Below are 24,522 nucleotides of genomic sequence, written 5' to 3'. Positions count from 1 at the left end.
CCCCACAGGGATTTCGTTTTTTTACTGACGCAACCGGGCAATCGCCCGCCGATACTTCTCGATCCGCTCCAGATCCTCCCAACCCGGCGAGGCAATTCGTGACAGGTCGCTGTTCTCTTCCAGATCCGCCAGTTTCACCACCCGGCCAATCGGGTTCTGCGCCGCACGTTCGACGAAGTCCTCATAGGACTCGCCCGGTACTTTGGTGACGGACTGGATAGCGCTCAACACGGCTTCGCTGAAGCCTTCCTTGCGCAAATCATCGAGGCTGATCCCGCAATCCTCGACCACGTCATGCAGCACGGCGACGATGCGCTCTTCCAGCGTGGTCATGCGCAACATGACTTTCAGCGGATGCAGAATGTACGGCGCACCGCCCTTGTCGACCTGCCCGGCATGGGCCGTGGCGGCGATGGCGATGGCGCGTTCGAGGGTTTGAGTCATAGGCAATCTTCCGATCCTTGGGCGCTGAATATTTCTGATTGTTTGGCAGTGTACGCGACGGGAGCAAATCAAAAACCCGATGGAACCTCCCTCCGCCGAACAATCTCGAAACTGAATCAGCGCCAGATCTTCGATCAGACATGGCGCCATTGGAGAGGAAAGCCCGATGAACATTCGATTCCTGCTTCTGATCGCCACATTTTGCGTCATCCCTACCTGCGTCATGGCCGAAGGCTGCGACGTCGAGACCCGCTCCTCCAGCACCTCAGTGCCTACCGTATCCGGCCACAGCTGCTACGAATACGAGGGCATGCCGGTCAATTCCATCGACTGGTCATGCAGCAACGAAAGCAAAGACATGATCAACGCAGTCAAGAAAAAGGTCCCGCAGTGCGATGACCACTATCAAGCTACCTGCATCGCCACCCTCACCCAGGAATCCCTGGCCAACCCGCACTCCACCAGCAAGGACAAGAACGCCAAGGCGTTGAATATCCCGGATGGCGCGCAGGTGACCACGTATTACTACGGTGTGGAGAATCTGGGGCAGGCGAAGATTGATTGTGAAAGTGGGGGTGGGCATTGGAAGGCGAAGTAATGGTTGTTTAGCGCACATAAAAAAGGGACACCGCTGGGTGTCCCTTTTTGAGTATCGATGCAATCACCGTGGCGAGGGAGCTTGCTCCCGCTGGGCTGCGGAGCAGCCCCTGTACCAACATGCAAAGCCATGATTTGAGATTCGACCGAATTTGAAGTCTGAAAAACGCGTAGGAAAACACCCCTTGTGGCGAGGGGATTCATCCCCGATGGGCTGCGAAGCAGCCCCAAACCGGCAGGCTGAACTCTCCTGACACAACGTGGGCGCCGGATTACGACGACTGCGTCGCCGATCGGGGATAAATCCCCTCGCCACAGGGCCGGGTTTGCGTCCTACAGTTCGGTTGTGGATGCGGGAATTGCTGCCTAGAGTGGGGCTGTCGCTGACCGCAGTTGGCGATGGGTTTCGCAGCCCTCAGAAGTGACACACACCGCTAGATGACAACTGTGGCAAAATTCGCCGCCGTTTCGTTATATGGCGGCTGTGTGTGGGAGACCTTCGGGTCTGCCGGTTTGACTCTTCTCCGGTCTGCGAACCCGCATACAGCTGCCACCCCTTTGTTTCGCAGCAGAAAGGTGGCACTTCTTAATTATTTGAAGAGCAATCTTATGACGATCAAAAAACCGCTCCACCACTACGCCCACATGTCCCACCCCGCCACCGACCACCCTGTCCTCCTGATCGACGCCGACGCCCCACTACGCGAACTCCACGCCTGCCTCGCCGAACGCCTCAACGCCGTCCTCAAATACCTCGACCTCATCGCCTGCACCAGCCTCCCCGATTACGCCGAACATGACATCAACACCGTCACCAACATCGCCAGAATCATGGTGCAGGATGTGAGTGATGTGTTTCGGGTAATCGAACAGCGAGGTTTCGACGCGCCAGCCTGATAACCAACACATTGCCAAAGTGCCAACTTCATAAACGCCCGGTCATCCAACCAGCGATAACGTCGTTGGCACTTGGGAATAATCACCTCCTGACCTCCGCGCCCCTTGTAAGACGCGTCTGAACTTCACCAATAGCGAACCCGCGCGCCACCGTTCTGGCTTTAGTTGACGGTTACTCTTCAAACAAGAGTTTTCCAGTCAATAAAGCAGAGCTTCCATGGCCAACCACAGCTACATGAGCATTACCGGAAACCGTCAAGGCTTGATCTCCGCCGGTTGCTCCGACACAAACTCAATCGGCAACAAATGTCAGTTAGGTCACCTCGACGAAATCATGGTTCTGGCCTACTCCCACAACATGACCACCGGCAATAACGGCGGCGTCAGCGCCGACCGTGGCAAGCACTTGCCGATCATGATCACCAAGAACATCGACAAATCCTCACCCCTCCTCTCCGCCGCACTTCACGAACGCGAAGTGCTGGACTGCACCATCTTTTTCTACCGAACCTCCCCCGCTGGCACGCAAGACAAATACTTCAAAATCCACATAAGCGGCGCAAAAATCGCCCACATCAACCTCCAGGTTCCTCACGCCATCCATTTGAACGACGCTCAGCCACAGGAACTGGTGTCATTCACTTACCGCGAAATCAGTTGGACCCATATCCAGGCGGGCACAAGCGGCTTCAGCAGTTGGGGAAATAACGATGAATGAGGATTCGTGTGACATCAACGACGTCACCCGGGCTGCTTCCGATCTGGTCGCATTCGGGTGCCAGATCGGCGCGACTCAGTTGTATGACAGCTTCAGCCAACTTCGATTCAGCGAGATCGTTTCGTCTTATGCGAATGAGGTTATTCGGGCGGTGGATGAAGGTGTTATTAGTGCGAAGCAAGGATTGCAGGAGATCTGGGAGGAGTATTCAGAACTTTCTTCAAAATCCGTGTTTTATTTTCAGAATGGAGTGACTATCGCTGCGGGAAGCATGCAACTTCAGGCTGGCGCCTTAGCGATTGGAGCCACCCGAGGTAAAGCTGGCGTTACGGGCATCGCCTTAATCGGGCACGGCGTCAACAACATTTTTGAGGGTGTGGGGAACATCTTCAACGGCCCCGATAAACCAAGTGTTGTCGGGCCTGTCAGGATGGGTTATCAGAACGTTTTTGGCATCAAACACGGTAATCTTACCTATTACAGCGTGGATCTCTATCTATCTATTCGAGGCATGATACATCTCGTTCGAAAGCCAGACTCGGTGCAACTCTTCAATAGAGACCCTATAAACTACGAACGGGCCCACAAGCAAATGGGAACACTAACCCTAGCATTCGAAGCTTTAACCGACAGCTTCACGCTGAACTCAATCAGAGAATCAGGCCTTGAACAGTAGTCACAAAACCAGCCCGTCAACGGCGAGAGCGAAACGAACGCTGAAAAAAGCTTAAATAGCAAAACGACCCAAGAAAAGAAACAAACAGAAAAGACGCTACTACCCAGTACGAAACACCATTAAAAAAATCAAACCCCATCATAAAAGGAACAAAAGCAATGGCCAATATTCCAGATAAAAATGCTATTTCAATTAACACCCATCGTAAATTATAGTGCTTTTCTTCAATCACTTTTCCATCGAATATATTGCGAAGCGATGGAACAGAAAAAACAAAACCATGCAAAGTAAATAGAGCAAAAACAACAAAAAACACTACCCAAACCAGATTTCCCTCAAGCCTTACAAACTGACCAACACAGTTTAAGACCATCACACTCCAAAAAAGTGAAGAAGCAAGAATTAGACAATAAACACGAGATAAACACCGAAGATCATTTAATTGCACAGCCCGCCTCCTCACATAGCTATAACACCCAAAAAAAATCAAGCTCTACGGACAATCAAAAACGGCTTACGATCAAGCGCCACGAATGTAAACACGCCAGAAGATCCATAACATCCTTAACCTCGCCTCATCACGCACCGATTCAGAACCTTCCTACAAATCAAAACTCTGCACCCTACAAACATTTCATCCACGCAAAAAAAATCCGAAACCCAGTAACAGGTGTCGGATTTATTCACAACGTGCGCCTAATTTAAACAGCGATCAGAAGTTAGCCGGCGTATTCGCACTAATAATCTCAGCCTCATCCGCCCCGATATTCCGGAACTTATGCGGCAGCGTGGTAGGAAAGTAATACCCATCCCCCGCATTCAACACACTCACCGACCCATCCACGGTCAACTCAACAGTTCCCCGCGTCACCAATCCACACTCCTCACCTTCCGCATGCACAATCGGCTCTTCCCCCGAGCTCGCGCCGGGTGCGTATTGCTCGCGCAGCAAACGCATCTGGCGGCTCGGGACGGAGGCGCCGATCAGCAGCAGGCGCAGGCCGTGGCGGCCGAGGTCGGGTTGCTCGTTGGCGCGGAACACGTATTGGTGTTCACGCGGGGGCTGGTCGAAGGTGAAGAAGTCGGCCAAGGACATCGGGATGCCTTCGAGCAGCTTTTTCAGTGAGCTGACGGAGGGACTGACGCGATTCTGTTCGATCAGGGAGATGGTGGCATTGGTCACGCCGCTACGCCGGGCCAGCTCGCGCTGGGAGAGTTTGTAGCTTTCGCGTACTAGTTTGAGTCGAGAACCCGTATCCATGACAGCCTTATGTGAGAACGACTTAAGGACGATGGGGGTGGGTGGCGGGTGACGCGCCGGGGGGCGGATCACGTTGCTCCCGTGTCCCGGAACCGTGAAAGGCGGCTATTAAATCACGTTTGCCGGTGTTGCTCAGCAGGTTCGATGGACGGTGGGATAAAAGTCCTTCTTGCCTTGGTAATCCAACAACTGTGGGAGCGGGCTTGCTCGCGAAAGCGGTGTGTCAGTCGACAACGATGCTGGCTGGTATGGCCTCTTCGCGAGCAAGCCCGCTCCCACAGTTGGATCTCTTTTGTGTCAGTTGGCTTTGTGGCGTGGTCAGGGCGTCATTGCTGGCAAGCCCGCTCCCGACGAGGTTCTGGACCGTCGCCGGGGAGGTAACCTAGAGGCCGAAGCGGTCGCGTAGCGAGTAGTAGACGGCGCCGAGGGCGGTCAGTGGTGCCGAGAAAGTACGGCCGCCGAGCATGGGCATGTGCGGCAAGGACGCGAACGCATCGAAACGCTCGGCGTCGCCACGGATCATTTCCGAGATCAGTTTGCCGGCCAGATGCGAGCAAGTGACGCCGTGGCCGCTGTAGCCCTGCATGTAGTAGGCGTTTTTCTCGATGCGGCCGAATTGCGGCATGCGCGACATGGTCAGCAGGAAATTGCCGGTCCAGCGGTAGTCGATTTTCACGTCTTTGAGCTGCGGGAAGGTCTTGAGGATCTTCGGGCGGATCAGTTGTTCGATGTCGTCCGGTTCACGTGCGCCGTAGACCACGCCGCCGCCATAGAGCAAACGGTTATCGGCGGTCAGGCGGTAGTAATCCAGCAAGTAGTTGCAGTCCTCGACGCAGTAATTGTTGGTGATCAGACTGCGCGCCTGCTTCTCGGTCAACGGTTCGGTGACGACGATCTGCGAGCCACACGGCATGCTTTTCGCGGTCACACGATTGTCCAGGCCTTGCGGCAGGTATGCGTTGCCGGCGATCAGCAGGTACTTGGCGCGAACCTGGCCTGTGGCGGTGCGTACCACGTTTGGCTCGCCGTATTTGATTTCCACCGCCGCCGATTGCTCGTAAATCTTGCCGCCAAGACGCACGATGGCCGCCGCTTCACCGAGCGCCAGGTTCAACGGGTGAACGTGACCGCCCTGCATGTCCAGCAGACCACCGACATAAGCATCGGAGCCGACTTCGCGGCGAATGTCGGCCGCGTCGAGCATCTTCAGGTTGCGGTTGCCGTAACGCTCCCAACTGCGCTTCTGCTCCGCCAGACCGTTGAGTTGTTTTTTGTTCATCGCGGCGAAAATGCCACCCGGGCGGTAGTCGCACTGGATGTCGTAGTCCTTGATCCGCGAACGAATGATGTCGGCGCCTTCGAAGATCATGCTGCCGAGGATTTCGGCGGTCTTGTCGCCGTAGCGCTCTTCGATCACATCGACATCGCGGCTATAGGAATTGACCAGTTGACCACCGTTGCGACCGCTGGCGCCGTAGCCGACTTTCGCTGCTTCCAGCACGGTGACTTTATAGCCGGCTTCGGTGAGGAACAGCGCCGAGGACAGGCCGGTGTAGCCGGCGCCGATGATGCAGACGTCGCACTCGACCGACTCTTCAAGAGTCGGGAAGTCGATGACTTCGTTGCGGGTGGCTGCGTAGTAGCTGTTTACGTGTTGCTGTTTCATACGTTTCTCCGAGGGCCGCCAATAAAAGGCGACCACCGCTGTAATAGAGTCAGAGCTTGATCCAGGTCGCTTTCAGCTCGGTGTACTTGTCGAACGCGTGCAGCGATTTATCGCGGCCGTTGCCCGACTGTTTGAAGCCACCAAACGGTGCGGTCATGTCGCCGCCGTCGTACTGGTTGACCCAGACACTGCCGGCACGCAAACCGCGTGCGAAGGTGTGCGCCTTGCTCAGGTTGCTGGTCCAGACGCCGGCGGCGAGGCCGAAGATGCTGTCGTTGGCGATCTGCAGCGCTTCTTCAGCGGTGTCGAAGGTGATCAGCGAGAGCACCGGGCCGAAGATTTCTTCCTGGGCGATGGTCATCGCGTTGGTCACGCCGTCGAAGATTGCCGGTTGCACATAGAGGCCACCGGTTTCTTCGAGGGTACGCTGACCACCGGCAATGAGCTCGGCGCCCTGCTCGCGACCGATGCTGATGTAGCGCAGCACGTTGTCGAGTTGACGCTGATCGACCACGGCACCGACGGTGGTTGCCGGATCCAGCGCGTGACCCGGTTTCCAAGCTTGCAGCGCTTCCACCAGCAGCGGAATGAATTGCTCGCGAATCGAGCGCTCGACCAGCAAGCGCGAACCGGCGGTGCACACTTCGCCCTGATTGAAGGCAATGGCACCGGCCGCCGCTTGGGCTGCCGCGCGCAAGTCCGGGGCGTCGGCAAACACCACGTTCGGGCTCTTGCCCCCGGCTTCGAGCCAGACGCGCTTCATGTTGCTTTGGCCGGCATAAATCATCAGCTGTTTGGCAATCGCCGTGGAGCCGGTGAAGGCCAGCACGTCGACGTCCATGTGCAACGCCAACGCCTTGCCGACGGTGTGACCGAAGCCTGGCAGGACATTGAACACGCCCTTCGGAATACCGGCATCCAGCGCGAGCTGCGCAATGCGGATCGCGGTCAGCGGCGACTTTTCCGAAGGCTTGAGAATGAACGAGTTGCCCGCCGCCAGCGCCGGCGCGAATTTCCAGCTGGCCATGATCAGCGGGAAGTTCCACGGCACGATGGCCGCCACGACGCCCGACGGCTCGCGAGTGACGAGGCCGAGCTGGTCGTGCGGGGTGGCGGCCACTTCGTCGTAGATCTTGTCGATGGCTTCGGCGCTCCAACGGATCGCGTTGGCGGTCGCCGGGATGTCGATGCTCATCGAATCGCTGATCGGTTTACCCATGTCGAGGGTTTCCAGCAGCGCCAGTTCTTCCTGGTGTTGCAGGATCAGATCGGCGAAGCGGATCAGGATGCGCTTGCGCTCGGCCGGGGCTTTTTTCGCCCAGATGCCGGATTCAAACGACTGGCGCGCGACGGCTACGGCGAGGTTGGCGTCGGCTTCATCGGTGCTGGCCACGGAGGCGAGAAAACGGCCGTCGACAGGGCTCAGGCAATCGAAAGTATCGCCACTGATGGCCGGGCGGTATTCACCGTTGATGAACGCGCGGGCTTCGATGGTCAGGGACTGGAAGCGTTGTTCCCAGTCGTTGCGGGTCGTTGTCATTGTTGTGGCTCGACAAGAGGGAATTGGGGGGTGTCTGGTTGCGATGTCTGGCTTGAGGTGGCTGCCCTCACCCTAGCCCTCTCCCGGAGGTAGAGGGGACCGATAGGGGGATGCTCAGAATCTCCGCCGACCTGAAAAATCTTTGCCGAATCCATAATCGACTGGATCGTTCAGGTCGCTGAACATCTCAAGACAACCCGGTCAGTCCCCTCTCCCTCGGGGAGAGGGACTTTTAAACGTCACACCGTATGCAGATACCAGTTGTACTCAAGATCAGAGATCGAGTTCTCGAACTCGGCCAGCTCGCTTTCCTTGCACGCAACAAACACGTCGATGTACATCGGGTCGATGTAGCGGGCCATGACCTCGCTGTCGTCCAGCTCGCGCAGTGCGTCGCGCAGGTTGTTCGGCAGGCTCTGTTCGTTTTGCTCGTAGCTGTTGCCTTCCACCGGAGCGCCCGGCTCGATCTGATTGGTCAGGCCATGGTGAATACCGGCCAGCACCGAAGCCATCAGCAGGTACGGGTTGGCGTCGGCACCGGCAACGCGGTGTTCGATGCGCACGGCATCCGGCGAACCGGTCGGTACGCGCACGGCCACGGTGCGGTTGTCGACGCCCCAGCTCGGCGAGTTCGGTACGTAGAACTGCGCGCCGAAACGACGGTATGAGTTGACGTTCGGGCAGAGGAAGGCCATTTGCGCAGGCAGGGTCTCCAGCACACCGCCGATCGCGTGACGCAGCGCGGCGTTCTGCTCGGGGTCCTCGCTGGCGAAGATGTTGTTGCCTTCTTTGTCCAGGATCGAAATGTGCACGTGCAGACCGTTGCCCGCCTGGCCCGGATACGGCTTGGCCATGAAGGTGGTGTCCATCTCGTGGTCGTAGGCGATGTTCTTCACCAGACGTTTGAGCAGGACGGCGTAGTCGCAGGCCTTGATCGGGTCGGACACGTGATGCAGGTTGACTTCGAACTGCGCCGGGGCGCTTTCCTTGACGATGGCGTCCGCCGGGATGCCCTGCTCTTTCGCGCCTTCGAGAATGTCTTGCAGGCAATCGACGTATTCGTCGAGGTCGTCGATCAGATACACCTGAGTCGACACCGGACGCTTGCCGGACACCGGCGAACGTGGCGATTGCGGACGACCGTTCACGTTGTCCTGGTCGATCAGGTAGAACTCGAGTTCGAACGCGGCGCAGATAGTCAGGCCGAGGTCGTCGAATTTGCGCACGACATTCGCCAGCACTTCACGCGGGTCAGCGAAGAACGGCTCACCTTCGATCTCGTGCATGGTCATGAGCAGTTGTGCGGTTGGGCGCTTCTGCCACGGCTCAATGCTGAGAGTGCCGGGGATCGGGTAGCAGATGCGATCAGCGTCACCAATGTCCAGACCCAGGCCAGTGCTTTCCACCGTGGAGCCATTGATGTCGAGCGCGAAAAGCGAGGCCGGCAGGTTGATGCCTTTCTCATAAACCTTATGAAGACTGGTGCGTTCGATGCGCTTGCCGCGCACCACACCGTTCATATCCGCAATCAGAAGGTCGACGTACAAAACCTCAGGATATTTCTTAAGGAATGCGTTTGCTTCGTTGAGTTGAACGGTACGCAGAGGGACCGACATGATGCACCTATTTAGCTGTTAATTATTATGTTCACTGCTACTTCGCCGAGCCAGTCAACCCGAACGGCAAAGTGAAGTCAATAGCGAACAGATCGGCGCGAAGGCTTTATTTTTCGGGCTTTTCTTAACACTCACGTGCCAATACAGAGGGCAAAGCCGCGAAATTCATGAAGATTTGATGAACGGCGTTTAGAATTTTTTACATGGCAGTTGTTAATTAAAATAAACGCGGATAAGCTCCGGAAAAGCTCGTTCAAGTGTCAAACTTCGAGGTGAATAAAAATGGCATTCAAGCCATTGATCGGCGTTACTGCGTGCGTCAAACAGATTGGCCTGCACCCCTATCACATCAGCGGCGACAAGTACCTGCGTGCTGTCAGCGTTGGCGCTAACGGGCTGCCAGTGGTCATTCCTTCCCTTGGCAACCTGACCGAAATCGAAGACCTGCTCGGTCAACTCGACGGTCTGCTGCTGACCGGCTCGCCCTCGAACGTGGAGCCTTTCCACTATCAAGGCCCGGCCAGCGCTCCCGGCACGGATCACGATCCGGCGCGGGATGCCACCACCCTTCCTCTCTTGCGTGCAGCCATTGCGGCGGGCGTTCCGGTGCTCGGCATTTGCCGGGGCTTCCAGGAAATGAACGTGGCGTTCGGCGGCAGCCTGCATCAGAAGGTGCACGAACTACCGGGCATGCTTGATCATCGCGAAGCTGACAGCCCGGACGTGGCCGTGCAATACGCACCGGCCCATGCGGTCACCATGCTCGCTGGCGGCGTGTTCGAAGCACTGCAGTTGCCGGGCGAGTTCCAGGTCAACTCGATTCACAGCCAGGGCATTGACCGCCTCGCCCCCGGCCTGCGTGCCGAGGCGGTGGCGCCGGATGGCTTGATCGAGGCGATCTCGGTCGAACACAGCCCGACCTTTGCCCTCGGCGTGCAGTGGCACCCGGAATGGCAAGTGCTCGACAACCCGAATTACCTGAAGATTTTCCAGGCATTTGGTGCGGCGTGCCGGCAACGAGCGGCGCGGCGCAACCAGCGCTGACCCCACCCAAAAACACACAACGATTTACTGCCCCACGGACGTCGGGTGTGCCTGCGCACATCCGTCATTCGTGAACAGCAACACCCGTAATAACAACAAGTACGACCCAGGCAGCCAGGACGGCGGCGCCGAACAAGCCGGATCGCAGGAGCAAGACCGTCAGATCAATGCAACACCCTGTGGGAGCGGGCTTGCTCGCGAAAACGGAGTGTCAGGCAACAACGATGTCGACTGGCAAAACGTATTCGCGAGCAAGCCCGCTCCCACAGGGGAATGTGATCCGACCGGCATTGCACCTGCAGGCTTGCAATCCACTTAAGCCAGGCCACATTGGCCAGGCGACTGAAACCTGTTGGGAGTTTCACATGGCAAACGCCTCCAGCACTTACAGGAAGGCACTTGAAGGTCATCAGCAACCGAAAAAGGTTCTGGTGAAAGTCGACCGTGTCACCAAGAAGTTCGACGAAACCGTGGCCGTGGACGATGTGTCCCTGGAGATCCATCAGGGCGAAATCTTTGCCTTGCTCGGCGGCTCCGGTTCGGGCAAATCGACCTTGCTGCGCATGCTCGCCGGTTTCGAGCGCCCGACCGAAGGGCGGATTCTGCTCGACGGCGTGGACATCACCGACATGCCGCCCTACGAGCGGCCGATCAACATGATGTTCCAGTCCTATGCGCTGTTCCCGCACATGACCGTCGCACAGAACATCGCCTTCGGCCTCAAGCAGGACCGTTTGCCCGCCAGCGAAATCGACGCCCGTGTCGATGAAATGCTGCGCCTGGTGCACATGACCCAATACGCCAAACGTAAACCCCACCAGTTGTCCGGCGGTCAGCGCCAGCGCGTCGCCCTCGCCCGCTCCCTGGCCAAGCGTCCGAAACTGCTGCTGCTCGACGAACCCATGGGTGCGCTGGATAAAAAGCTGCGTTCGCAGATGCAGCTCGAGCTGGTGCAGATCATCGAACGCGTCGGCGTGACCTGCGTGATGGTGACTCACGACCAGGAAGAGGCCATGACCATGGCCGAGCGCATCGCGATCATGCACCTGGGCTGGATCGCCCAGATCGGCAGCCCGGTCGACATCTACGAAGCCCCGGTCAGCCGCATGGTCTGCGAGTTCATCGGCAACGTGAACGCCTTCGACGGCACCGTGGTGGAAGACCTTGAAGGTCACGCGATCATCCACAGCCCGGACTTGCAGCAGAAGATCTACGTCGGTCATGGCGTCAGCACCTCGGTGCAGGACAAGTCGATCACCTACGCAATCCGTCCGGAAAAAATGCTCGTCAGCACCACGCAACCGGAGTTCAGCTACAACTGGTCGGAAGGCAAAGTGCATGACATCGCCTACCTCGGCGGCCACTCGGTGTTCTACGTCGAACTGCCCGGCGGCAAAATCGTCCAGTCGTTCATGGCCAACGCCGAACGCCGTGGTGCGCGTCCAACCTGGGACGACAAGGTCTACGTCTGGTGGGAAGACGACAGCGGCGTGGTACTGCGCTCATGAGAACCTTCAATCAGCAATTCCTGCGCCTGGTGCCCAGCGGGCGAAAGCTCGTCATTGGCATCCCGTTCATCTGGCTGTTCCTGTTCTTCATGCTGCCGTTTTTCCTGGTGATGAAGATCAGCTTCTCGGAAGCCGCGCTGTCGATCCCGCCGTATTCGGAGATCTATACCTACGCCGAACAGAAATTCCAGCTGTTGCTGAACATCGGCAACTACACGCTGCTCGGCGAAGACGAGTTGTACCTGTCGGCCTACCTCGGTTCGCTGAAAGTCGCAGCACTGAGCACGTTGATGTGTCTGGTGATCGGTTTCCCGATGGCTTACGCGATCACCAAAGCCAGCAAGGAAACGCAAAACGTCCTGCTGCTGTTGATCATGATGCCGACCTGGACCGCGATCCTGATCCGCGTGTACGCGTGGATGGGCATCCTCAGCAACAACGGCTTGCTCAACGCGTTTCTGATGTGGACGGGGCTGACCGATCACCCGATCGAGATCCTCAACACCAACACGGCCGTGTATATCGGTGTGGTTTATGCCTACCTGCCGTTCATGGTTCTGCCGCTGTACGCCAATCTGGTGAAGCACGACGGCAGTCTGCTGGAAGCCGCGCAGGATCTGGGGTCGAGCAACTTCAACAACTTCTGGAAAATCACCGTGCCGCTGGCCAGGAACGGGATTATCGCCGGCTGCATGCTGGTGTTCATTCCGGTGGTCGGTGAGTTCGTGATCCCGGAACTGTTGGGTGGCCCGGAGACGCTGATGATCGGTCGCGTGCTGTGGCAAGAGTTCTTCAATAACCGCGACTGGCCGGTGGCATCTGCCCTGGCGGTGGTGATGCTGTTGATCCTGATTGTGCCGATTCTGCTGTTCAACCGCAGCCAGGCCAAAGAGATGGAGGCACGGGGATGAAACGCTTCGGTTTTTCCAAATTCATGCTGATCTTCGGTCTGATGTTCATCTATCTGCCGATGCTGATTCTGGTGATCTACTCGTTCAACGCCTCGAAACTGGTGACGGTGTGGGGCGGCTGGTCGGTGAAGTGGTATGTCGGTTTGCTCGACAACACGCAACTCATGGGCTCGGTGCTGCGCTCGCTGGAAATCGCCTGCTATACCGCGATTGCCGCTGTGGCGTTGGGCACCCTCGCCGCTTTCGTACTGACGCGCGTCACGCGCTTCAAGGGTCGCACGCTGTTTGGTGGCCTGGTCACCGCGCCGCTGGTGATGCCGGAAGTGATCACCGGTCTGTCGCTGCTGCTGTTGTTCGTGGCGATGGCGCAGTTGATCGGCTGGCCGCAGGAGCGTGGCATCGTCACGATCTGGATCGCCCACACCACGTTTTGTGCAGCCTATGTCGCGGTGGTAGTCTCCGCGCGCTTGCGTGAGCTGGACCTGTCGATTGAAGAAGCGGCGATGGATCTGGGCGCGAAGCCGTTCAAGGTGTTTTTCCTGATCACCATTCCAATGATCGCGCCGTCGCTGGCAGCGGGCGGGATGATGTCGTTCGCCCTGTCGCTGGATGACCTGGTGCTGGCGAGCTTCGTTTCCGGGCCAGGCTCGACGACGTTGCCAATGGAAGTGTTCTCGGCGGTGCGTCTGGGCGTGAAGCCTGAGATCAACGCGGTAGCAAGCCTGATTCTGCTGGCGGTGTCGCTGGTGACCTTCCTGGTCTGGTACTTCGGCCGCAAGGCAGAAGCCAACCGCAAGAAAGCGATTCAGGAAGCGATGGATCAGACGGCAAACGAGTCGTGGCAGCCTCAGCAATCCGCAGCAACCGCTTGACCTGTATCCCTCACCCTGCCCCTCTCCCTCGGAAGAGGTTCAGGGTGAGGGGGCTTTGCGTAATGTGAATAAAAAGAATGGAGTTGTACCGATGAAAATGTTTGGCAGGACTCTGCTGACACTGTCCTTAATGGGCGCAATGGTCATGGGCGCCCAGGCCAACGACAAGGTGCTGCGTGTTTACAACTGGTCCGATTACATCGCCCCGGACACCGTCAGGAAGTTCGAAGACGAGACCGGCATCCGCGTGACCTACGACGTCTTCGACAGCAACGAGACCCTTGAGGCGCGCTTGCTGGCGGGCAAATCCGGCTACGACCTGGTCGTGCCGTCCAACAGTTTCCTGGCCAAGCAGATCAAGGCTGGTGTCTATCAGACGCTGGACAAATCGAAGCTGCCGAACTGGAAGAATCTGAACCCGGTGCTGCTGCAAAACGCTGCCGCCAGTGACCCGGACAACGCCCATGCGTTTCCGTACATGTGGGGCTCAATCGGCATCGGTTTCAATCCGGCCAAGGTCAAGGAGGTGCTCGGCGCCAATGCCCCGACCAATTCGTGGGACTTGCTGTTCAAACCGGAAAACGCTGAAAAGCTGAAAGCTTGCGGCATCAGCTTCCTCGATTCGCCGACCGAAATGATCCCGGCCGCCCTGCACTACCTGGGCTACGCGGTGAACGACAAGGACACCGCGCACATCAAGGAAGCCGAGGCGCTGTTCATGAAAATTCGCCCGAACGTGGCGTATTTCCATTCATCGAAATACATCTCGGATCTGGCCAACGGCAATATCTGCGTGGCGGTCGGTTACTCCGGCGACGTGCTGCAGGCCAAGGCTCGCGCCGTGGAATCGGGCAACAACGTGGTGATCGATTACAGCATTCCCAAGGAAGGCGCCGGCAGCTTTTACGACATGGTCGCCATCCCGCGTGATGCGGCGAACGTCGAGAACGCTTACCTGTTCATGGACTTCCTGATGCGTCCGGACATCATCGCCGAGATTACCAACAGTAACGGCTACAGCAATGCCAACGCGGCGGCCACGCCATTGGTGGACGAGGCGATCCGCAACGATCCGGGCTCGTACCCGTCGCAAGCGGTGATGGCGACGCTGTATGCGGTGCCGGATCAGCCGATTGCCACCCAGCGAATCATGACCCGCGGCTGGACCCGGGTGAAACTCGGTCAGTAAAAACACTGATGATCAAACTGTGGGAGCGGGCTTGCTCGCGACAGCGGTGAATTAGCCACCGAGGTATAGACTGAGCTGACGCCTTCGTGAGCAAGCCCGCTCCCACAAAGGGCCGGCGTTGTGCCAGAAAAAAATTGATGATTTTCCGTTCACGCAGCGCCTTACCACCGCTGCACCCTGCAATGAACGGCCTCACCTGGCGCCCTCGGTTCAGGTGAATTCTCAGGCGCCCTCGGGCGCCTTTTTTTGTGACTTCAGATCAGTGGCCAATCCTGCAGAATCCGGTAGCGGCCCTTGTGCGATTCGAACAAGGCGAAGCGTTCGGCACGCAGGAAAAATTCCGGTGGCGTGACGGATTCCGGTTCCGGCGCGCGGTAATCGCGGGCCAGGGTCAGGTGCGGACGAAACTCGCGCGGTGTCTCGTCGAATCCGAACGGCAACATGGCCTGCTCCAGCGCATACACCAGGCGCAGCAACGCCTGCGGTGCCTGCTCGGGCGCCAGCGACAACACCCCGGCGCGGTGCCAGACCTGCAAGCGATCCAGGGCAATCTTCAACGGCTCACCCGGCGTGCGCACGCCGCCAGCGGCCTCGCAGACTTCGTTGATCTGCGCCAGCGGTACCGCGCCGAGAAACAGTAACGTCAGATGAAAGTTATCCACCGGCACCGGTTTACCGGTTCTCAGCCCCAGCTCCGTGCGCCACTGCGCAATCGCCTTGCGCTGCGTTGGCGGGCAATCCAGTGCGAAGAACAATCGCTTGAACGGCTCATCGGTCATGAACCTGCTCTCCCTTGGTCATCGTGATCGGGCCGATTCTACACAGCCTGATCTGACGACTCGTGGCAGGAAGCTATAGTTCAAGGATTGCCATCAACCGGAGGCCGCCATGCGCGAGATCCTCAGCAAAGAACCGTGGTGGGCCCGGCCACCGCAGCCCGGGCAGGACGAAACCGATCTGGAGTGGGGCTGGCTGGTGCATTACAGCGAGGGCGAGCCGCGTTTCGAATTCGTCCGCGAACGACCTTCGGACGAACAGATTCGCGAGCGTAAAAGCTGCCGTATCACCCCCTCATCCGAGTGAACAAAAAAGCCCGCTCCCACAGGTGATTGGCGGTGAACTCAGGATTCGAGGATGTTCCTGAAGCCGCCGAAGATCATCCGCTGCCCGTCAAACCCCATCGGGTTGACGTCCGGTTGCATGCGCGGGTCTTCCATCATTCTGGCCATGCCGGCGTCGCGGGTCGCTTTGTCGGGCCAGACCAGCCAGCCGGACGAAACGGTTTCACCTTCCTTGAGTTTGACCGCCATCGGGAATGAGGTGACTTTGCCCTCCGGCACGTCATCGCCCCAGCACTGAACAACTTCCTGTGCGCCGTATTCCTTGAACAGTTTCGCGGCGATTTCGCAGTGTGTTTTGTACTGCTCGCGATTGGCATTCGGCACAGGTGCTACAAAAATATCGATGTAAGCCATGATCACTCTCCTTGTACGTTGGGTTCGATCTGCTGACTGGTCGATTGCGGTGGCTGCCATTCGACAGGATTCACTCCGAACCCGACCGACGGTGCCTCGCGCCCTGCGAGATTGCGCTCAACCTGACCGGCCATGTGCAGCGTGCCCGCCATGACCCCGGTGGTCGGGTTTTGCACCAGTTTCAGCCAGGCTTTATCGAAGGTGCTGCCCAGGCTGCTGCGGATCAGCGCTTCACTGTCGGGCCGGTCATTGGCCTGAATGATCGCGCGGATGCCCGCCACTCCCACCGAAATCAACCCGCCAGCCAGTTTCCCGGCAGCGGCTGCCACCGCGCTGGCGGCTCCGCGTGGGGCCATTTCCGCCTCCATCCTCTGGCTCGCACGTTTGGCGACCGGCGCCATCCCGGCATCAGTCGAAGCGATGCCCCTTGCGCCGCCCTCGGTGTGGATCTTGTCGATCAGCGCCGCATAGGCCGGCAAGGTGCTCAACGGTTCCGTACTGATCACTTGAAACAGCGAAGCATCCCGCGCCGGCGGCGGGCCGAGCGCGATGGCCGGGACTTTCTGCAAATGCCCATTGAGCTGACCGACGGGCACACCGTGGCGCTGGGCGATGAGCGGCATCTGCTGGGCCATCAATTGCGCATAGAACGCCGTGGCCTGGCCGAGAATTGCATCCGGGTCGATCTCCACGGCCACTGGCGCGAGAACCTTTTCCTCATATTGCTCAAGCAGATACGTCGCAAGGCGTTTGGCCGAAGCGTCCTGCTCGCCACCCGCGTTGATCGTGTACCAACTGACCTTCATCGACAGCCATTCCTGGGTCCAGTAACTGCTGAACCACGGGATGAAATTTTCTTCAGTTTGCTGATAGACGCGAGTGCGCCAATGTTCCATCGAGCCACGGGCGAACAGCTTGACCTGCTCGGTCGCCTGCTGCGAGGCGCTGACGATTTCGCGGTCGATCTGCTGCCAGGTCGCCGGCGAGACGAACACGACCTGCGGCGCTGACACGGGTGCCCGCGCCGGGGTGGCGCAACCGGCCAGCAACATCAGTGCGGCGACGAGCAGCGCACGCGGGTTCACGGTGGCGGTGTCCTTTCAATCGGGAGGAATCAGGTTGGAGTATAGGTGCGGGCGTCGGACCATTTGTCCGCTATCACGAAAACACCCCAGATCCCCTGTGGGAGTGGGCTTGCTCGCGAATGCGGTGTGTCAGATGCCTATGAATCGACTGGCTCGACGCCTTCGCGAGCAAGCCCGCTCCCACCCAGGATCCGCGCTAACCATCACTGCCATCGATATTCACCATCGTCACGATTGCCTTCCGCCTACCGCCCATCAAAGGCACGATTGACCCATCCGAGACATAGCGAGGAGTTCACAACATGATTCACACCCACGTCACACTCTCCGTGAGTTTCCCGCTGTTCGGCAGCAACTATTACGACCAGCATGCGCGCTCCAACAAGGCCCAGGCGCTGGTGTTCAACGAGAATTTCGAAGATCTGCTGATGCCCGCCGCGAGCAATCACTTCAGCAATGAAGTGGTCGGCCTCAACGATCAGTTCCGCTTTCTGAGCGACATTCTCGCCACCCATTTGCTGGACATCGAGGCCTCCGTGCCTGCGCGATCCAGCGTCCGGGCGAGCGCTCATTTTTAACATTCGAGGGCGTTCCCTTGTGGGGGAACGCCCTCTTTTTTACTCAGTCATCATCGCGATCACGGTAGTAACGACGGCCATCACGGCGGTCATCCCAGCGCTGGTCATGATCGTGATAGCGCCCGTGGTCGCGGTCGTAATGCCGGCCATGACGGTGGTCATCATCAAAATCCGCGACACAGCCACCGAGCAATACGGCGGCGGTCATGGTCAGCAGCATCGTTGTAGCGCGCTTCATTCAATATTTCCCTAAAACCAAGATCTTTGACGACGGAATCAGCCACGCTGCCCTCGCCTTCGGGACGCGGTGCGCGCAGCCGCAGATACGACCGGGCAAACCGGCGTTGATTCACTGGCCACTATCAACCGTTTGTCGCCCCGCCATCCCAGCGCGGACAGCGGGATTCTGCTGGCGGCAATTGTCGGCGGCTTGTTGATGGGGTACTCGATTCCGCAACTGATCAAGCAATACCTGCGCACGCTGTGGGAGTGGATGAAATGGTGTTTGCAACCAAGGCCCCATGTGGGGTGCATTGAATGGTGTTTGCAACAAGTCCCACAGAGTTCGGCGTAGACCACTGGATTGATGAGCCACACGCATAACTCTATAGCGAAAATCCGCAAAAACCTTTTCCGCTCTTCAGCAGTCATTCCTTAACGAGACCGGCGATCACGCTGGCTGCCCGCTTGGGCCATTGATGACCCTGCTGCCCTGATGAAGAGAGAAAAGGAATCGAACCATGACGATTTCCCGACGCGGATTTCTGATCCTTGGCGCCGTCACCGCCACCGCTTTCGCGATGCCACCGTTTATCAGCCTCAAGGCCTATGCGGCCAATCTGGAGCAACCGGCCATGAGCAAAGTGACGATCAACGTCAACGGCAAACCGCGTGAAGTGAACGTTGACACCCGCACTACCCTGCTCGACGCCCTGCGCGAGCACCTGCAACTGACCGGCACCAAGAAAGGCTGCGACCACGGCCAGTGCGGTGCCTGCACGGTGATCGCCGATGGTCGAAGGATCAACTCCTGCCTGACGCTGGCGGTGATGCACGATGGCAGCGAAATCACCACCATCGAAGGCCTCGGCATGCCCGACAAACTGCACCCGATGCAAGCCGCGTTCATCAAGCACGACGGCTATCAGTGCGGTTATTGCACACCGGGGCAGATCTGTTCGGCAGTGGCCGTCATCCAGGAAATTCGTGACGGCATTCCCAGCCACGTCAGTGAAAGCCTCACCGAGCCGCCGCAGTTGATTGCCCGTGAATTTCAAGAGCGCATGAGCGGCAACATCTGCCGTTGCGGCGCCTACTCGAACATCATCGAAGCGATTAGCGAAGTCGCGGAGGTGCCGGCATGAGAGCGTTCAATTACAGCCGCGCCGACTCCCCCGCCGCCGCAGCCGCGCAAGCCGCCCAGGTGGAAGGCGCCAGGTTCATCGCCGGGGGCACCAACCTCCTCGATTTGATGAAACTCGACATCGAAACCCCGCTGCACCTGATCGACGTCAATCACTTGGGCCTGGATCAAATCGAAGCCACGTCCGAGGGCGGGTTGCGCATCGGCGCGCTGGTGCGCAACACCGATCTGGCAGCCGACAACCGCGTGCGCAAAGACTACGCCCTGCTCTCCCGCGCCCTGCTGGCCGGTGCGTCCGGGCAGTTGCGCAACATGGCGACCACCGCCGGCAACCTGCTGCAACGCACGCGCTGCCCGTACTTCTACGACACCAACCAGGCCTGCAACAAGCGTCAGCCCGGCAGCGGCTGCGCGGCGATTGGCGGGGTCAGTCGGCAGTTGGGCATCATCGGTGTCAGCGAGGCGTGCATCGCCACCCATCCGAGCGACATGGCGATTGCCATGCGCGCCCTCGATGCACAGATCGAAACGGTCAAACCCGACGGCAGCACGCGAAGCATCGCCATGGTCGATTTCCACCAGTTGCCGGGCACCACGCCGAACATCGAAACCAGCCTCACACCCGGCGAACTCATCACCGCAGTGACCTTGCCGGCACCGGTCGGCGGCACGCACATTTATCACAAGGTGCGGGATCGCTCGTCGTATGCATTTGCGCTGGTGTCGGTCGGGCTGATCCTGCAAAAAGACGGCAGCGGTCGCGTTGCGGTCGGCGGCGTTGCGCCGAAACCGTGGCGGGTGGAAGCCGCTGAAGCGTTGCTGCCCAAAGGTGCCAAGGCCGTCAGCGAACGCTTGCTCGACGGCGCCACACCGACCCACGACAACCAGTTCAAACTGACCCTGGTCGAGCGCACGCTCGGTTCGGTGTTAGCGCAAGCGAGGGACGACGCATGAAATTCGACACGCCCGCCAGCACCAATCCAATCGACCAGTTGAAGGTGGTCGGCAAACCCACCGACCGCATCGAAGGCCCGCTGAAAACCAGCGGTCAGGCGCCCTACGCCTACGAGCAACATGAAGCGGTGGCCAATCAGGCTTACGGTTTCATGGTCGGTTCGGCCATCGCCAAAGGCCACATAAACCATATTGATCTTGAGGACGCCAAGGCCGCACCGGGCGTGCTGGCCATCGTCACCGCCGCCAACGCCGGCAAACTCGGCAAGGGCAAATACAACGCCGCGCCATTGCTGGCCGGGCCCGAGATTCAGCACTATCACCAGGCCGTGGCGCTGGTGGTCGCCGAGACCTTCGAACAGGCGCGCGCCGCTGCACAAAAGGTCAAAGTCGATTACGTCACCGCCGAAGGCCAATTCGATCTGGCCAGCGTGCGCGAGCAGGGTGTAGAGCAGAAAGAAGAGTTGCCCGATGTCAGCCATGGCGATTTCGCCAAGGCGTTTGCCGACGCCCCCGTGCAGTTTGATCACAGCTACACCACGCCGGATCAGTCCCACGCGATGATGGAACCGCATGCGACCCTGGCCGCGTGGAAAGGCGATCAACTGACCCTGTGGACGTCGAACCAGATGATCGCCTGGAGCGTTGGCGATATCGCCACTACCCTCGGTTTACCCAAGGAAAAAGTGCGGCTGATCTCGCCGTACATTGGTGGCGGTTTCGGCGGCAAGTTGTTTGTGCGCGCCGACGCGATTCTGGCCGCCCTCGGCGCACGCATGGCCGGCAGGCCGGTGAAAGTCGCCCTCGCCCGCCCGCAGATGGCCAACAACACCACCCACCGTCCGGCCACTATCCAGCGCATTCGCATGGGGGCGACGGCGGACGGCAAACTCACCGCCATTGCCCACGAAGGCTGGTCGGGCAACCTCGCGGAAGGCAAAGTCGAGGTCGCGGCGCAGCCGAGCCAATTGCTTTACGCCGCGCAAAATCGCCTGGTCACCATGCGCCTCGCACCACTGGATCTGCCCGAAGGCAACGCCATGCGCGCGCCCGGTGAAACCCCCGGGTTGATGGTGCTGGAAATCGCCATGGATGAAATGGCCGAGCAGCTCAAGCTCGACCCTATCCAGTTCCGCATTCTGAACGACACCCAAGTCGACCCGGTAAAACCCGAGCGACCTTTTTCCCAGCGACGTTTGATCGAATGCCTGCAAACCGGCGCCGAGAAATTCGGTTGGAACAAGCGCGATGCCAGGCCCGGCACTCGTCGCGAAGGCCGTTGGCTGATCGGCATGGGCGTGGCGGCAGCGATTCGCAACAACCTGCTGGTCAAATCCGCCGCGCGGGTGCGCCTGGAGCGCGACGGCAAGGTCACGGTGGAAACCGACATGACCGACATCGGCACCGGCAGTTACACGATCATTGCGCAAACCGCCGCCGAAATGATGGGCGTGGAGCTGAAGGATGTGACGGTGCATCTGGGTGATTCGAGTTTCCCGGTGTCGGCTGGCTCCGGGGGGCAATTCGGCGCCAACTGCTCGACAGCCGGGGTGTATGCCGCGTGCGTGAAATTGCGTGAAGCGGTGGCCGGGAAGTTGGGTCTGGCGGCGGATCAAGCCGAGTTTGTCGATGGTCAAGTACGGGTCGGCGACAAGCAGGTGCCGCTGCGTAATGCCGCGCAAAACGGCGCGATCACGGCCGAGGACAGCATTGAGTTCGCCGATCTTGCCGAGCAGTATCAGCAATCGACGTTCGGCGCGCACTTCGTCGAAGTCGCTGTGGACGCAGCAACCGGCGAAGTGCGTGTGCGACGGATGTTGGCGGTGTGTGCGGCCGGGCGGATTCTCAACCCGAAAGCGGCGCGCAGTCAGGTAATCGGTGCGATGACCATGGGCGTCGGCGCTGCGCTGATGGAAGAGTTGGCGGTGGACAAAAAGCTCGGCTTTTTCGTCAACCATGACCTGGCCGGATACGAAGTGCCGGTGCATGCCGACATTCCCCATCAGGAGGTCATTTTCCTCGATGAAACCGACCCGATCTCTTCGCCGATGAAGGCCAAGGGTGTGGGTGAGTTGGGGATTTGCGGGGTCAGTGCGGCGGTGGCCAATGCCATCTACAACGCCACCGGAGCGCGAGTGCGGGAGTATCCGATTACGCTGGACAAGATTCTTTCGTCGTTGCCGGAGATGATCTGAGGGCCGGAAAACAGCCCCTCACCCCGGCCCTCTCCCTCGGGAGAGGGCTGGGGTGAGGGGAAAGGGCTCTACTCGGATCGCGGATATTGCTCGGCACTCACCTGTTCCATCCACTCCACCACCTTGCCATCGAGCACTTCAGCGATAGCGATATGGGTCATCGCCGTAGTGGGCGCTGCCCCGTGCCAATGCTTGGCGCCGGGCGCAATCCACACCGTATCGCCGGGGCGGATCTCCCGAACCGGTTGCCCCCATTCCTGCACAAAACCGGAGCCCGCCGTGACGATCAATGTCTGCCCCAACGGATGCGTATGCCACGCCGTCCGTGCGCCGGGCTCGAACGTCACCGTCGCACCGCTGACCCGCGCCGCCTCCGAGCCCTTGAACGGCGCATCGACGCGCACCGTGCCGGTGAACCAATCCGCCGGGCCACGGGCCGAAGGTTGCGAGCCATTGGGCGTGACCGTCACCCGTGGGGGTTCATTGGCCTGCACTTCACCTGCGAGCAGGGAAAGGGTCAAGGCAGAAGCAGCAATCGGGTTCATGACAAGGTCCTCCAGAGAATCGATGTCTGCACTTTACCGCCCCATACTCTTCAGATAATCGACTAGAATTCGAATAAACTTATGCAGGATACTCATCAATGCTTCGGGAAAACGCCACCGACCTGCTTGCCTTTCTTGCCGTGGCCCGCGAACGCAGCTTCACCAAAGCCGCAGCCAAACTCGGCATTTCGCAATCCGCGCTGAGCCACACCATTCGGGCGCTGGAAGCGCGCCTAGGTCTCCGTCTGTTGACCCGCACCACGCGCAGCGTTTCCCCCACTGAGGCTGGCGAACACCTGCTGCAAACCATCGGCCCGCGTTTCGAGGAAATAGAGCTGGAACTGGCGGCTCTGAGCAATCTGCGCGAAACACCGGCGGGCAAAATCCGTATCAATGCCACCGACCATTCGCTGGACTGGCTGCTGCGCCCGGTGCTCAAGGATTTCCTGCCCAAGTATCCGGACATCGCCGTTGAGGTCAGCTGCGATTACGGTTTCGTCGACATCGCCGGTCAGGGTTTCGACGCGGGTGTTCGTTTGGGCGAAGACGTCGCGCAAGGCATGATCGCCACCCGTATCGGTCCGGACATGCGCATGGCCGTGGTCGGCTCGCCGGCCTATTTCGCCCGCCGCCCTGCCCCGCACACCCCTCGCGACCTGACCAACCACGCCTGCAATAATCTGCGCCTGCCCACCAATGGCGGGCTGTATAGCTGGGAATTCGAAAAGGATGGCGAAAGCCTGAAAGTGCGGGTATCCGGGCAGATCACGTTGAACGGCGTCTACCCGTTGCTTGATGCGGCGCTGGATGGTTTTGGTTTGAGCTACATCCCGCAGAACATCGTCGCGCCGTATCTGGTCGACGGCCAACTGGTGCAAGTGCTGGAGGATTGGTGCCCGACCTTCGCCGGTTATCACCTGTATTACCCGAGCCGGCGCCAGGCGGCACCGGCGTTTGCGTTGTTGCTGGATGCGTTGCGCTATCGCGATTGAGGGCGCCGGTCACTTTTTATAGCAACCGACAGTCCGCCAGTGGGGTTTCACCAATGCACGGGCGTGCGCCTCAGAATCTGCAATCACCGTCACCACCTGTCCGCGCTCCTGCCCCAGACAAACATACTCGGCCGGTTCTGCCCGAGCATTGAGAGAGAGCGCCAACAGGCAGACAGCGACACCGCCGGTAATCGTTTGGCGGGCCATGTTCATGGAGGGTCTTCCTTGTTGAATCCGTAGACCCCCATGTTTGATCACAGCCCGGACTCCGCCAACTGTCAGATCTGACAGTTGACCAGAGGGTTTGCACATGGTGGGGAGTTGAATCAGGCACCGCCTCTGCGAGAAAAATACAAGCTGCTGTGGGAGCGGCTTGCTCGCCCCCACAAAGAACCA

At 59.1% G+C, this 24,522-nt stretch carries 27 protein-coding genes; 15 read left to right on the top strand and 12 right to left on the bottom strand.

Translation table 11 applies throughout. The features are described 5' to 3' along the window. Positions 1-21: 21 nt before the first annotated feature. Complete coding sequence (locus tag AACY19_RS10195) at positions 22-444, bottom strand: HD domain-containing protein (protein WP_339450384.1); 423 nt, start codon at positions 442-444, stop codon at positions 22-24. A 166-nt stretch (positions 445-610) separates the two neighbouring features. Between AACY19_RS10195 and AACY19_RS10190 the strand changes: the two genes are divergently transcribed. The 4 genes from AACY19_RS10190 (at position 611) to AACY19_RS10175 (ending at position 3,332) form a co-directional block, all read left to right on the top strand. Then, positions 611-1,042, top strand: a complete 432-nt coding sequence (locus tag AACY19_RS10190; protein ID WP_339450120.1) for a hypothetical protein — start codon at positions 611-613, stop codon at positions 1,040-1,042. A 608-nt stretch (positions 1,043-1,650) separates the two neighbouring features. After that, complete coding sequence (locus AACY19_RS10185; protein ID WP_339450119.1) at positions 1,651-1,938, top strand: fructose-bisphosphate aldolase; 288 nt, start codon at positions 1,651-1,653, stop codon at positions 1,936-1,938. Between the two features lie 217 nt (positions 1,939-2,155). Continuing rightward, on the top strand, positions 2,156-2,656 hold the full coding sequence (locus AACY19_RS10180; protein WP_339450118.1) for an Hcp family type VI secretion system effector: 501 nt from the start codon (positions 2,156-2,158) through the stop codon (positions 2,654-2,656). After that, positions 2,649-3,332: a DUF4225 domain-containing protein gene (locus AACY19_RS10175; RefSeq protein ID WP_339450117.1), complete on the top strand. Its 684-nt coding sequence runs from the start codon at positions 2,649-2,651 to the stop codon at positions 3,330-3,332. Before AACY19_RS10180 ends, AACY19_RS10175 begins: the two co-directional genes overlap by 8 nt. 16 nt (positions 3,333-3,348) lie before the next feature. On the opposite strand, the gene AACY19_RS10170 is transcribed toward AACY19_RS10175, so the two are convergent. From AACY19_RS10170 to AACY19_RS10150, 5 genes are all read right to left on the bottom strand, one after another. Continuing rightward, positions 3,349-3,780: a hypothetical protein gene (locus AACY19_RS10170; protein WP_339450116.1), complete on the bottom strand. Its 432-nt coding sequence runs from the start codon at positions 3,778-3,780 to the stop codon at positions 3,349-3,351. A gap of 264 nt (positions 3,781-4,044) precedes the next feature. Beyond that, positions 4,045-4,593 (bottom strand): cupin domain-containing protein, encoded by a 549-nt coding sequence (locus AACY19_RS10165; protein ID WP_007950154.1) that lies wholly within the window; start codon positions 4,591-4,593, stop codon positions 4,045-4,047. Positions 4,594-4,975: 382 nt separating this feature from the next. Next, positions 4,976-6,259: an NAD(P)/FAD-dependent oxidoreductase gene (locus AACY19_RS10160; RefSeq protein ID WP_339450115.1), complete on the bottom strand. Its 1,284-nt coding sequence runs from the start codon at positions 6,257-6,259 to the stop codon at positions 4,976-4,978. A gap of 49 nt (positions 6,260-6,308) precedes the next feature. Continuing rightward, a complete protein-coding gene (locus tag AACY19_RS10155; RefSeq protein WP_339450114.1) occupies positions 6,309-7,799 on the bottom strand; it encodes an aldehyde dehydrogenase in 1,491 nt (496 codons plus the stop codon). A 239-nt stretch (positions 7,800-8,038) separates the two neighbouring features. Then, positions 8,039-9,415: a glutamine synthetase family protein gene (locus AACY19_RS10150; RefSeq protein WP_339450113.1), complete on the bottom strand. Its 1,377-nt coding sequence runs from the start codon at positions 9,413-9,415 to the stop codon at positions 8,039-8,041. A gap of 282 nt (positions 9,416-9,697) precedes the next feature. On the opposite strand from AACY19_RS10150, the gene AACY19_RS10145 reads away from it, so the two are divergent. The 5 genes from AACY19_RS10145 to AACY19_RS10125 all read left to right on the top strand — a co-directional run bounded on the left by AACY19_RS10145 (position 9,698) and on the right by AACY19_RS10125 (position 14,939). Beyond that, the gene (locus AACY19_RS10145) at positions 9,698-10,459 is read left to right on the top strand and encodes a gamma-glutamyl-gamma-aminobutyrate hydrolase family protein (RefSeq protein ID WP_339450112.1); all 762 of its coding nucleotides are present in this window, start codon (positions 9,698-9,700) and stop codon (positions 10,457-10,459) included. A gap of 365 nt (positions 10,460-10,824) precedes the next feature. Further along, complete coding sequence (locus tag AACY19_RS10140) at positions 10,825-11,967, top strand: ABC transporter ATP-binding protein (protein WP_339450111.1); 1,143 nt, start codon at positions 10,825-10,827, stop codon at positions 11,965-11,967. After that, on the top strand, positions 11,964-12,878 hold the full coding sequence (locus AACY19_RS10135) for an ABC transporter permease subunit (protein ID WP_339450110.1): 915 nt from the start codon (positions 11,964-11,966) through the stop codon (positions 12,876-12,878). Before AACY19_RS10140 ends, AACY19_RS10135 begins: the two co-directional genes overlap by 4 nt. Beyond that, positions 12,875-13,750, top strand: coding sequence for an ABC transporter permease subunit (locus tag AACY19_RS10130; protein WP_339450109.1), 876 nt, complete (start codon positions 12,875-12,877; stop codon positions 13,748-13,750). The genes AACY19_RS10135 and AACY19_RS10130 overlap by 4 nt, the downstream gene beginning before the upstream one ends. 91 nt (positions 13,751-13,841) lie before the next feature. Further along, the gene (locus AACY19_RS10125) at positions 13,842-14,939 is read left to right on the top strand and encodes a polyamine ABC transporter substrate-binding protein (protein WP_339450108.1); all 1,098 of its coding nucleotides are present in this window, start codon (positions 13,842-13,844) and stop codon (positions 14,937-14,939) included. Positions 14,940-15,193: 254 nt separating this feature from the next. On the opposite strand, the gene thpR is transcribed toward AACY19_RS10125, so the two are convergent. Further along, a complete protein-coding gene (gene thpR, locus AACY19_RS10120) occupies positions 15,194-15,718 on the bottom strand; it encodes an RNA 2',3'-cyclic phosphodiesterase (RefSeq protein ID WP_339450107.1) in 525 nt (174 codons plus the stop codon). A 109-nt stretch (positions 15,719-15,827) separates the two neighbouring features. On the opposite strand from thpR, the gene AACY19_RS10115 reads away from it, so the two are divergent. Then, positions 15,828-16,022, top strand: a complete 195-nt coding sequence (locus tag AACY19_RS10115; protein ID WP_339450106.1) for a hypothetical protein — start codon at positions 15,828-15,830, stop codon at positions 16,020-16,022. Positions 16,023-16,060: 38 nt separating this feature from the next. On the opposite strand, the gene AACY19_RS10110 is transcribed toward AACY19_RS10115, so the two are convergent. Then, entirely contained in the window at positions 16,061-16,414 is a 354-nt protein-coding gene (locus tag AACY19_RS10110; protein WP_339450105.1) for a DUF1428 domain-containing protein, read from the bottom strand. Between the two features lie 2 nt (positions 16,415-16,416). After that, positions 16,417-17,499 (bottom strand): hypothetical protein, encoded by a 1,083-nt coding sequence (locus AACY19_RS10105; RefSeq protein ID WP_339450104.1) that lies wholly within the window; start codon positions 17,497-17,499, stop codon positions 16,417-16,419. Positions 17,500-17,801: 302 nt separating this feature from the next. Between AACY19_RS10105 and AACY19_RS10100 the strand changes: the two genes are divergently transcribed. Continuing rightward, a complete protein-coding gene (locus tag AACY19_RS10100; protein WP_339450103.1) occupies positions 17,802-18,077 on the top strand; it encodes a hypothetical protein in 276 nt (91 codons plus the stop codon). A gap of 43 nt (positions 18,078-18,120) precedes the next feature. Here AACY19_RS10100 and AACY19_RS10095 read toward each other — a convergent pair whose 3' ends face one another. After that, a complete protein-coding gene (locus AACY19_RS10095) occupies positions 18,121-18,315 on the bottom strand; it encodes a hypothetical protein (protein ID WP_339450102.1) in 195 nt (64 codons plus the stop codon). A gap of 502 nt (positions 18,316-18,817) precedes the next feature. Between AACY19_RS10095 and paoA the strand changes: the two genes are divergently transcribed. The 3 genes from paoA to paoC are packed head-to-tail and all read left to right on the top strand — an operon-like array spanning position 18,818 to position 22,589. Then, positions 18,818-19,441: an aldehyde dehydrogenase iron-sulfur subunit PaoA gene (gene paoA / locus AACY19_RS10090; protein ID WP_339450101.1), complete on the top strand. Its 624-nt coding sequence runs from the start codon at positions 18,818-18,820 to the stop codon at positions 19,439-19,441. Further along, positions 19,438-20,394, top strand: coding sequence for an FAD binding domain-containing protein (locus tag AACY19_RS10085; RefSeq protein ID WP_339450100.1), 957 nt, complete (start codon positions 19,438-19,440; stop codon positions 20,392-20,394). The genes paoA and AACY19_RS10085 overlap by 4 nt, the downstream gene beginning before the upstream one ends. Continuing rightward, entirely contained in the window at positions 20,391-22,589 is a 2,199-nt protein-coding gene (gene paoC, locus AACY19_RS10080) for an aldehyde oxidoreductase molybdenum-binding subunit PaoC (protein WP_339450099.1), read from the top strand. The genes AACY19_RS10085 and paoC overlap by 4 nt, the downstream gene beginning before the upstream one ends. A 68-nt stretch (positions 22,590-22,657) precedes the next feature. On the opposite strand, the gene AACY19_RS10075 is transcribed toward paoC, so the two are convergent. Further along, a complete protein-coding gene (locus AACY19_RS10075) occupies positions 22,658-23,134 on the bottom strand; it encodes a (R)-mandelonitrile lyase (RefSeq protein ID WP_339450098.1) in 477 nt (158 codons plus the stop codon). 98 nt (positions 23,135-23,232) lie between these two features. On the opposite strand from AACY19_RS10075, the gene AACY19_RS10070 reads away from it, so the two are divergent. Next, entirely contained in the window at positions 23,233-24,126 is an 894-nt protein-coding gene (locus AACY19_RS10070) for a LysR family transcriptional regulator (RefSeq protein WP_339450097.1), read from the top strand. 9 nt (positions 24,127-24,135) lie between these two features. Here AACY19_RS10070 and AACY19_RS10065 read toward each other — a convergent pair whose 3' ends face one another. Further along, positions 24,136-24,339, bottom strand: a complete 204-nt coding sequence (locus AACY19_RS10065) for a hypothetical protein (RefSeq protein ID WP_339450096.1) — start codon at positions 24,337-24,339, stop codon at positions 24,136-24,138. Positions 24,340-24,522: the final 183 nt, after the last annotated feature.

This window comes from Pseudomonas sp. EA_5y_Pfl2_R50 (assembly GCF_963970475.1).
Classification (GTDB): domain Bacteria; phylum Pseudomonadota; class Gammaproteobacteria; order Pseudomonadales; family Pseudomonadaceae; genus Aquipseudomonas.
The sequence above is the reverse complement of the archived record's forward strand: the minus strand, read 5'-3'. Positions and strand labels throughout refer to the sequence as shown.

Coding starts and splice junctions, on each gene's coding strand:
- AACY19_RS10195 (WP_339450384.1), bottom strand. CDS start 444: ATGACTCAAACCCTCGAACGCGCCATCGCCATCGCCGCCACGGCCCAT.
- AACY19_RS10190 (WP_339450120.1), top strand. CDS start 611: ATGAACATTCGATTCCTGCTTCTGATCGCCACATTTTGCGTCATCCCT.
- AACY19_RS10185 (WP_339450119.1), top strand. CDS start 1,651: ATGACGATCAAAAAACCGCTCCACCACTACGCCCACATGTCCCACCCC.
- AACY19_RS10180 (WP_339450118.1), top strand. CDS start 2,156: ATGGCCAACCACAGCTACATGAGCATTACCGGAAACCGTCAAGGCTTG.
- AACY19_RS10175 (WP_339450117.1), top strand. CDS start 2,649: ATGAATGAGGATTCGTGTGACATCAACGACGTCACCCGGGCTGCTTCC.
- AACY19_RS10165 (WP_007950154.1), bottom strand. CDS start 4,593: ATGGATACGGGTTCTCGACTCAAACTAGTACGCGAAAGCTACAAACTC.
- AACY19_RS10160 (WP_339450115.1), bottom strand. CDS start 6,259: ATGAAACAGCAACACGTAAACAGCTACTACGCAGCCACCCGCAACGAA.
- AACY19_RS10155 (WP_339450114.1), bottom strand. CDS start 7,799: ATGACAACGACCCGCAACGACTGGGAACAACGCTTCCAGTCCCTGACC.
- AACY19_RS10150 (WP_339450113.1), bottom strand. CDS start 9,415: ATGTCGGTCCCTCTGCGTACCGTTCAACTCAACGAAGCAAACGCATTC.
- AACY19_RS10145 (WP_339450112.1), top strand. CDS start 9,698: ATGGCATTCAAGCCATTGATCGGCGTTACTGCGTGCGTCAAACAGATT.
- AACY19_RS10140 (WP_339450111.1), top strand. CDS start 10,825: ATGGCAAACGCCTCCAGCACTTACAGGAAGGCACTTGAAGGTCATCAG.
- AACY19_RS10135 (WP_339450110.1), top strand. CDS start 11,964: ATGAGAACCTTCAATCAGCAATTCCTGCGCCTGGTGCCCAGCGGGCGA.
- AACY19_RS10130 (WP_339450109.1), top strand. CDS start 12,875: ATGAAACGCTTCGGTTTTTCCAAATTCATGCTGATCTTCGGTCTGATG.
- AACY19_RS10125 (WP_339450108.1), top strand. CDS start 13,842: ATGAAAATGTTTGGCAGGACTCTGCTGACACTGTCCTTAATGGGCGCA.
- thpR (WP_339450107.1), bottom strand. CDS start 15,718: ATGACCGATGAGCCGTTCAAGCGATTGTTCTTCGCACTGGATTGCCCG.
- AACY19_RS10115 (WP_339450106.1), top strand. CDS start 15,828: ATGCGCGAGATCCTCAGCAAAGAACCGTGGTGGGCCCGGCCACCGCAG.
- AACY19_RS10110 (WP_339450105.1), bottom strand. CDS start 16,414: ATGGCTTACATCGATATTTTTGTAGCACCTGTGCCGAATGCCAATCGC.
- AACY19_RS10100 (WP_339450103.1), top strand. CDS start 17,802: ATGATTCACACCCACGTCACACTCTCCGTGAGTTTCCCGCTGTTCGGC.
- AACY19_RS10095 (WP_339450102.1), bottom strand. CDS start 18,315: ATGAAGCGCGCTACAACGATGCTGCTGACCATGACCGCCGCCGTATTG.
- paoA (WP_339450101.1), top strand. CDS start 18,818: ATGACGATTTCCCGACGCGGATTTCTGATCCTTGGCGCCGTCACCGCC.
- AACY19_RS10085 (WP_339450100.1), top strand. CDS start 19,438: ATGAGAGCGTTCAATTACAGCCGCGCCGACTCCCCCGCCGCCGCAGCC.
- paoC (WP_339450099.1), top strand. CDS start 20,391: ATGAAATTCGACACGCCCGCCAGCACCAATCCAATCGACCAGTTGAAG.
- AACY19_RS10075 (WP_339450098.1), bottom strand. CDS start 23,134: ATGAACCCGATTGCTGCTTCTGCCTTGACCCTTTCCCTGCTCGCAGGT.
- AACY19_RS10070 (WP_339450097.1), top strand. CDS start 23,233: ATGCTTCGGGAAAACGCCACCGACCTGCTTGCCTTTCTTGCCGTGGCC.
- AACY19_RS10065 (WP_339450096.1), bottom strand. CDS start 24,339: ATGAACATGGCCCGCCAAACGATTACCGGCGGTGTCGCTGTCTGCCTG.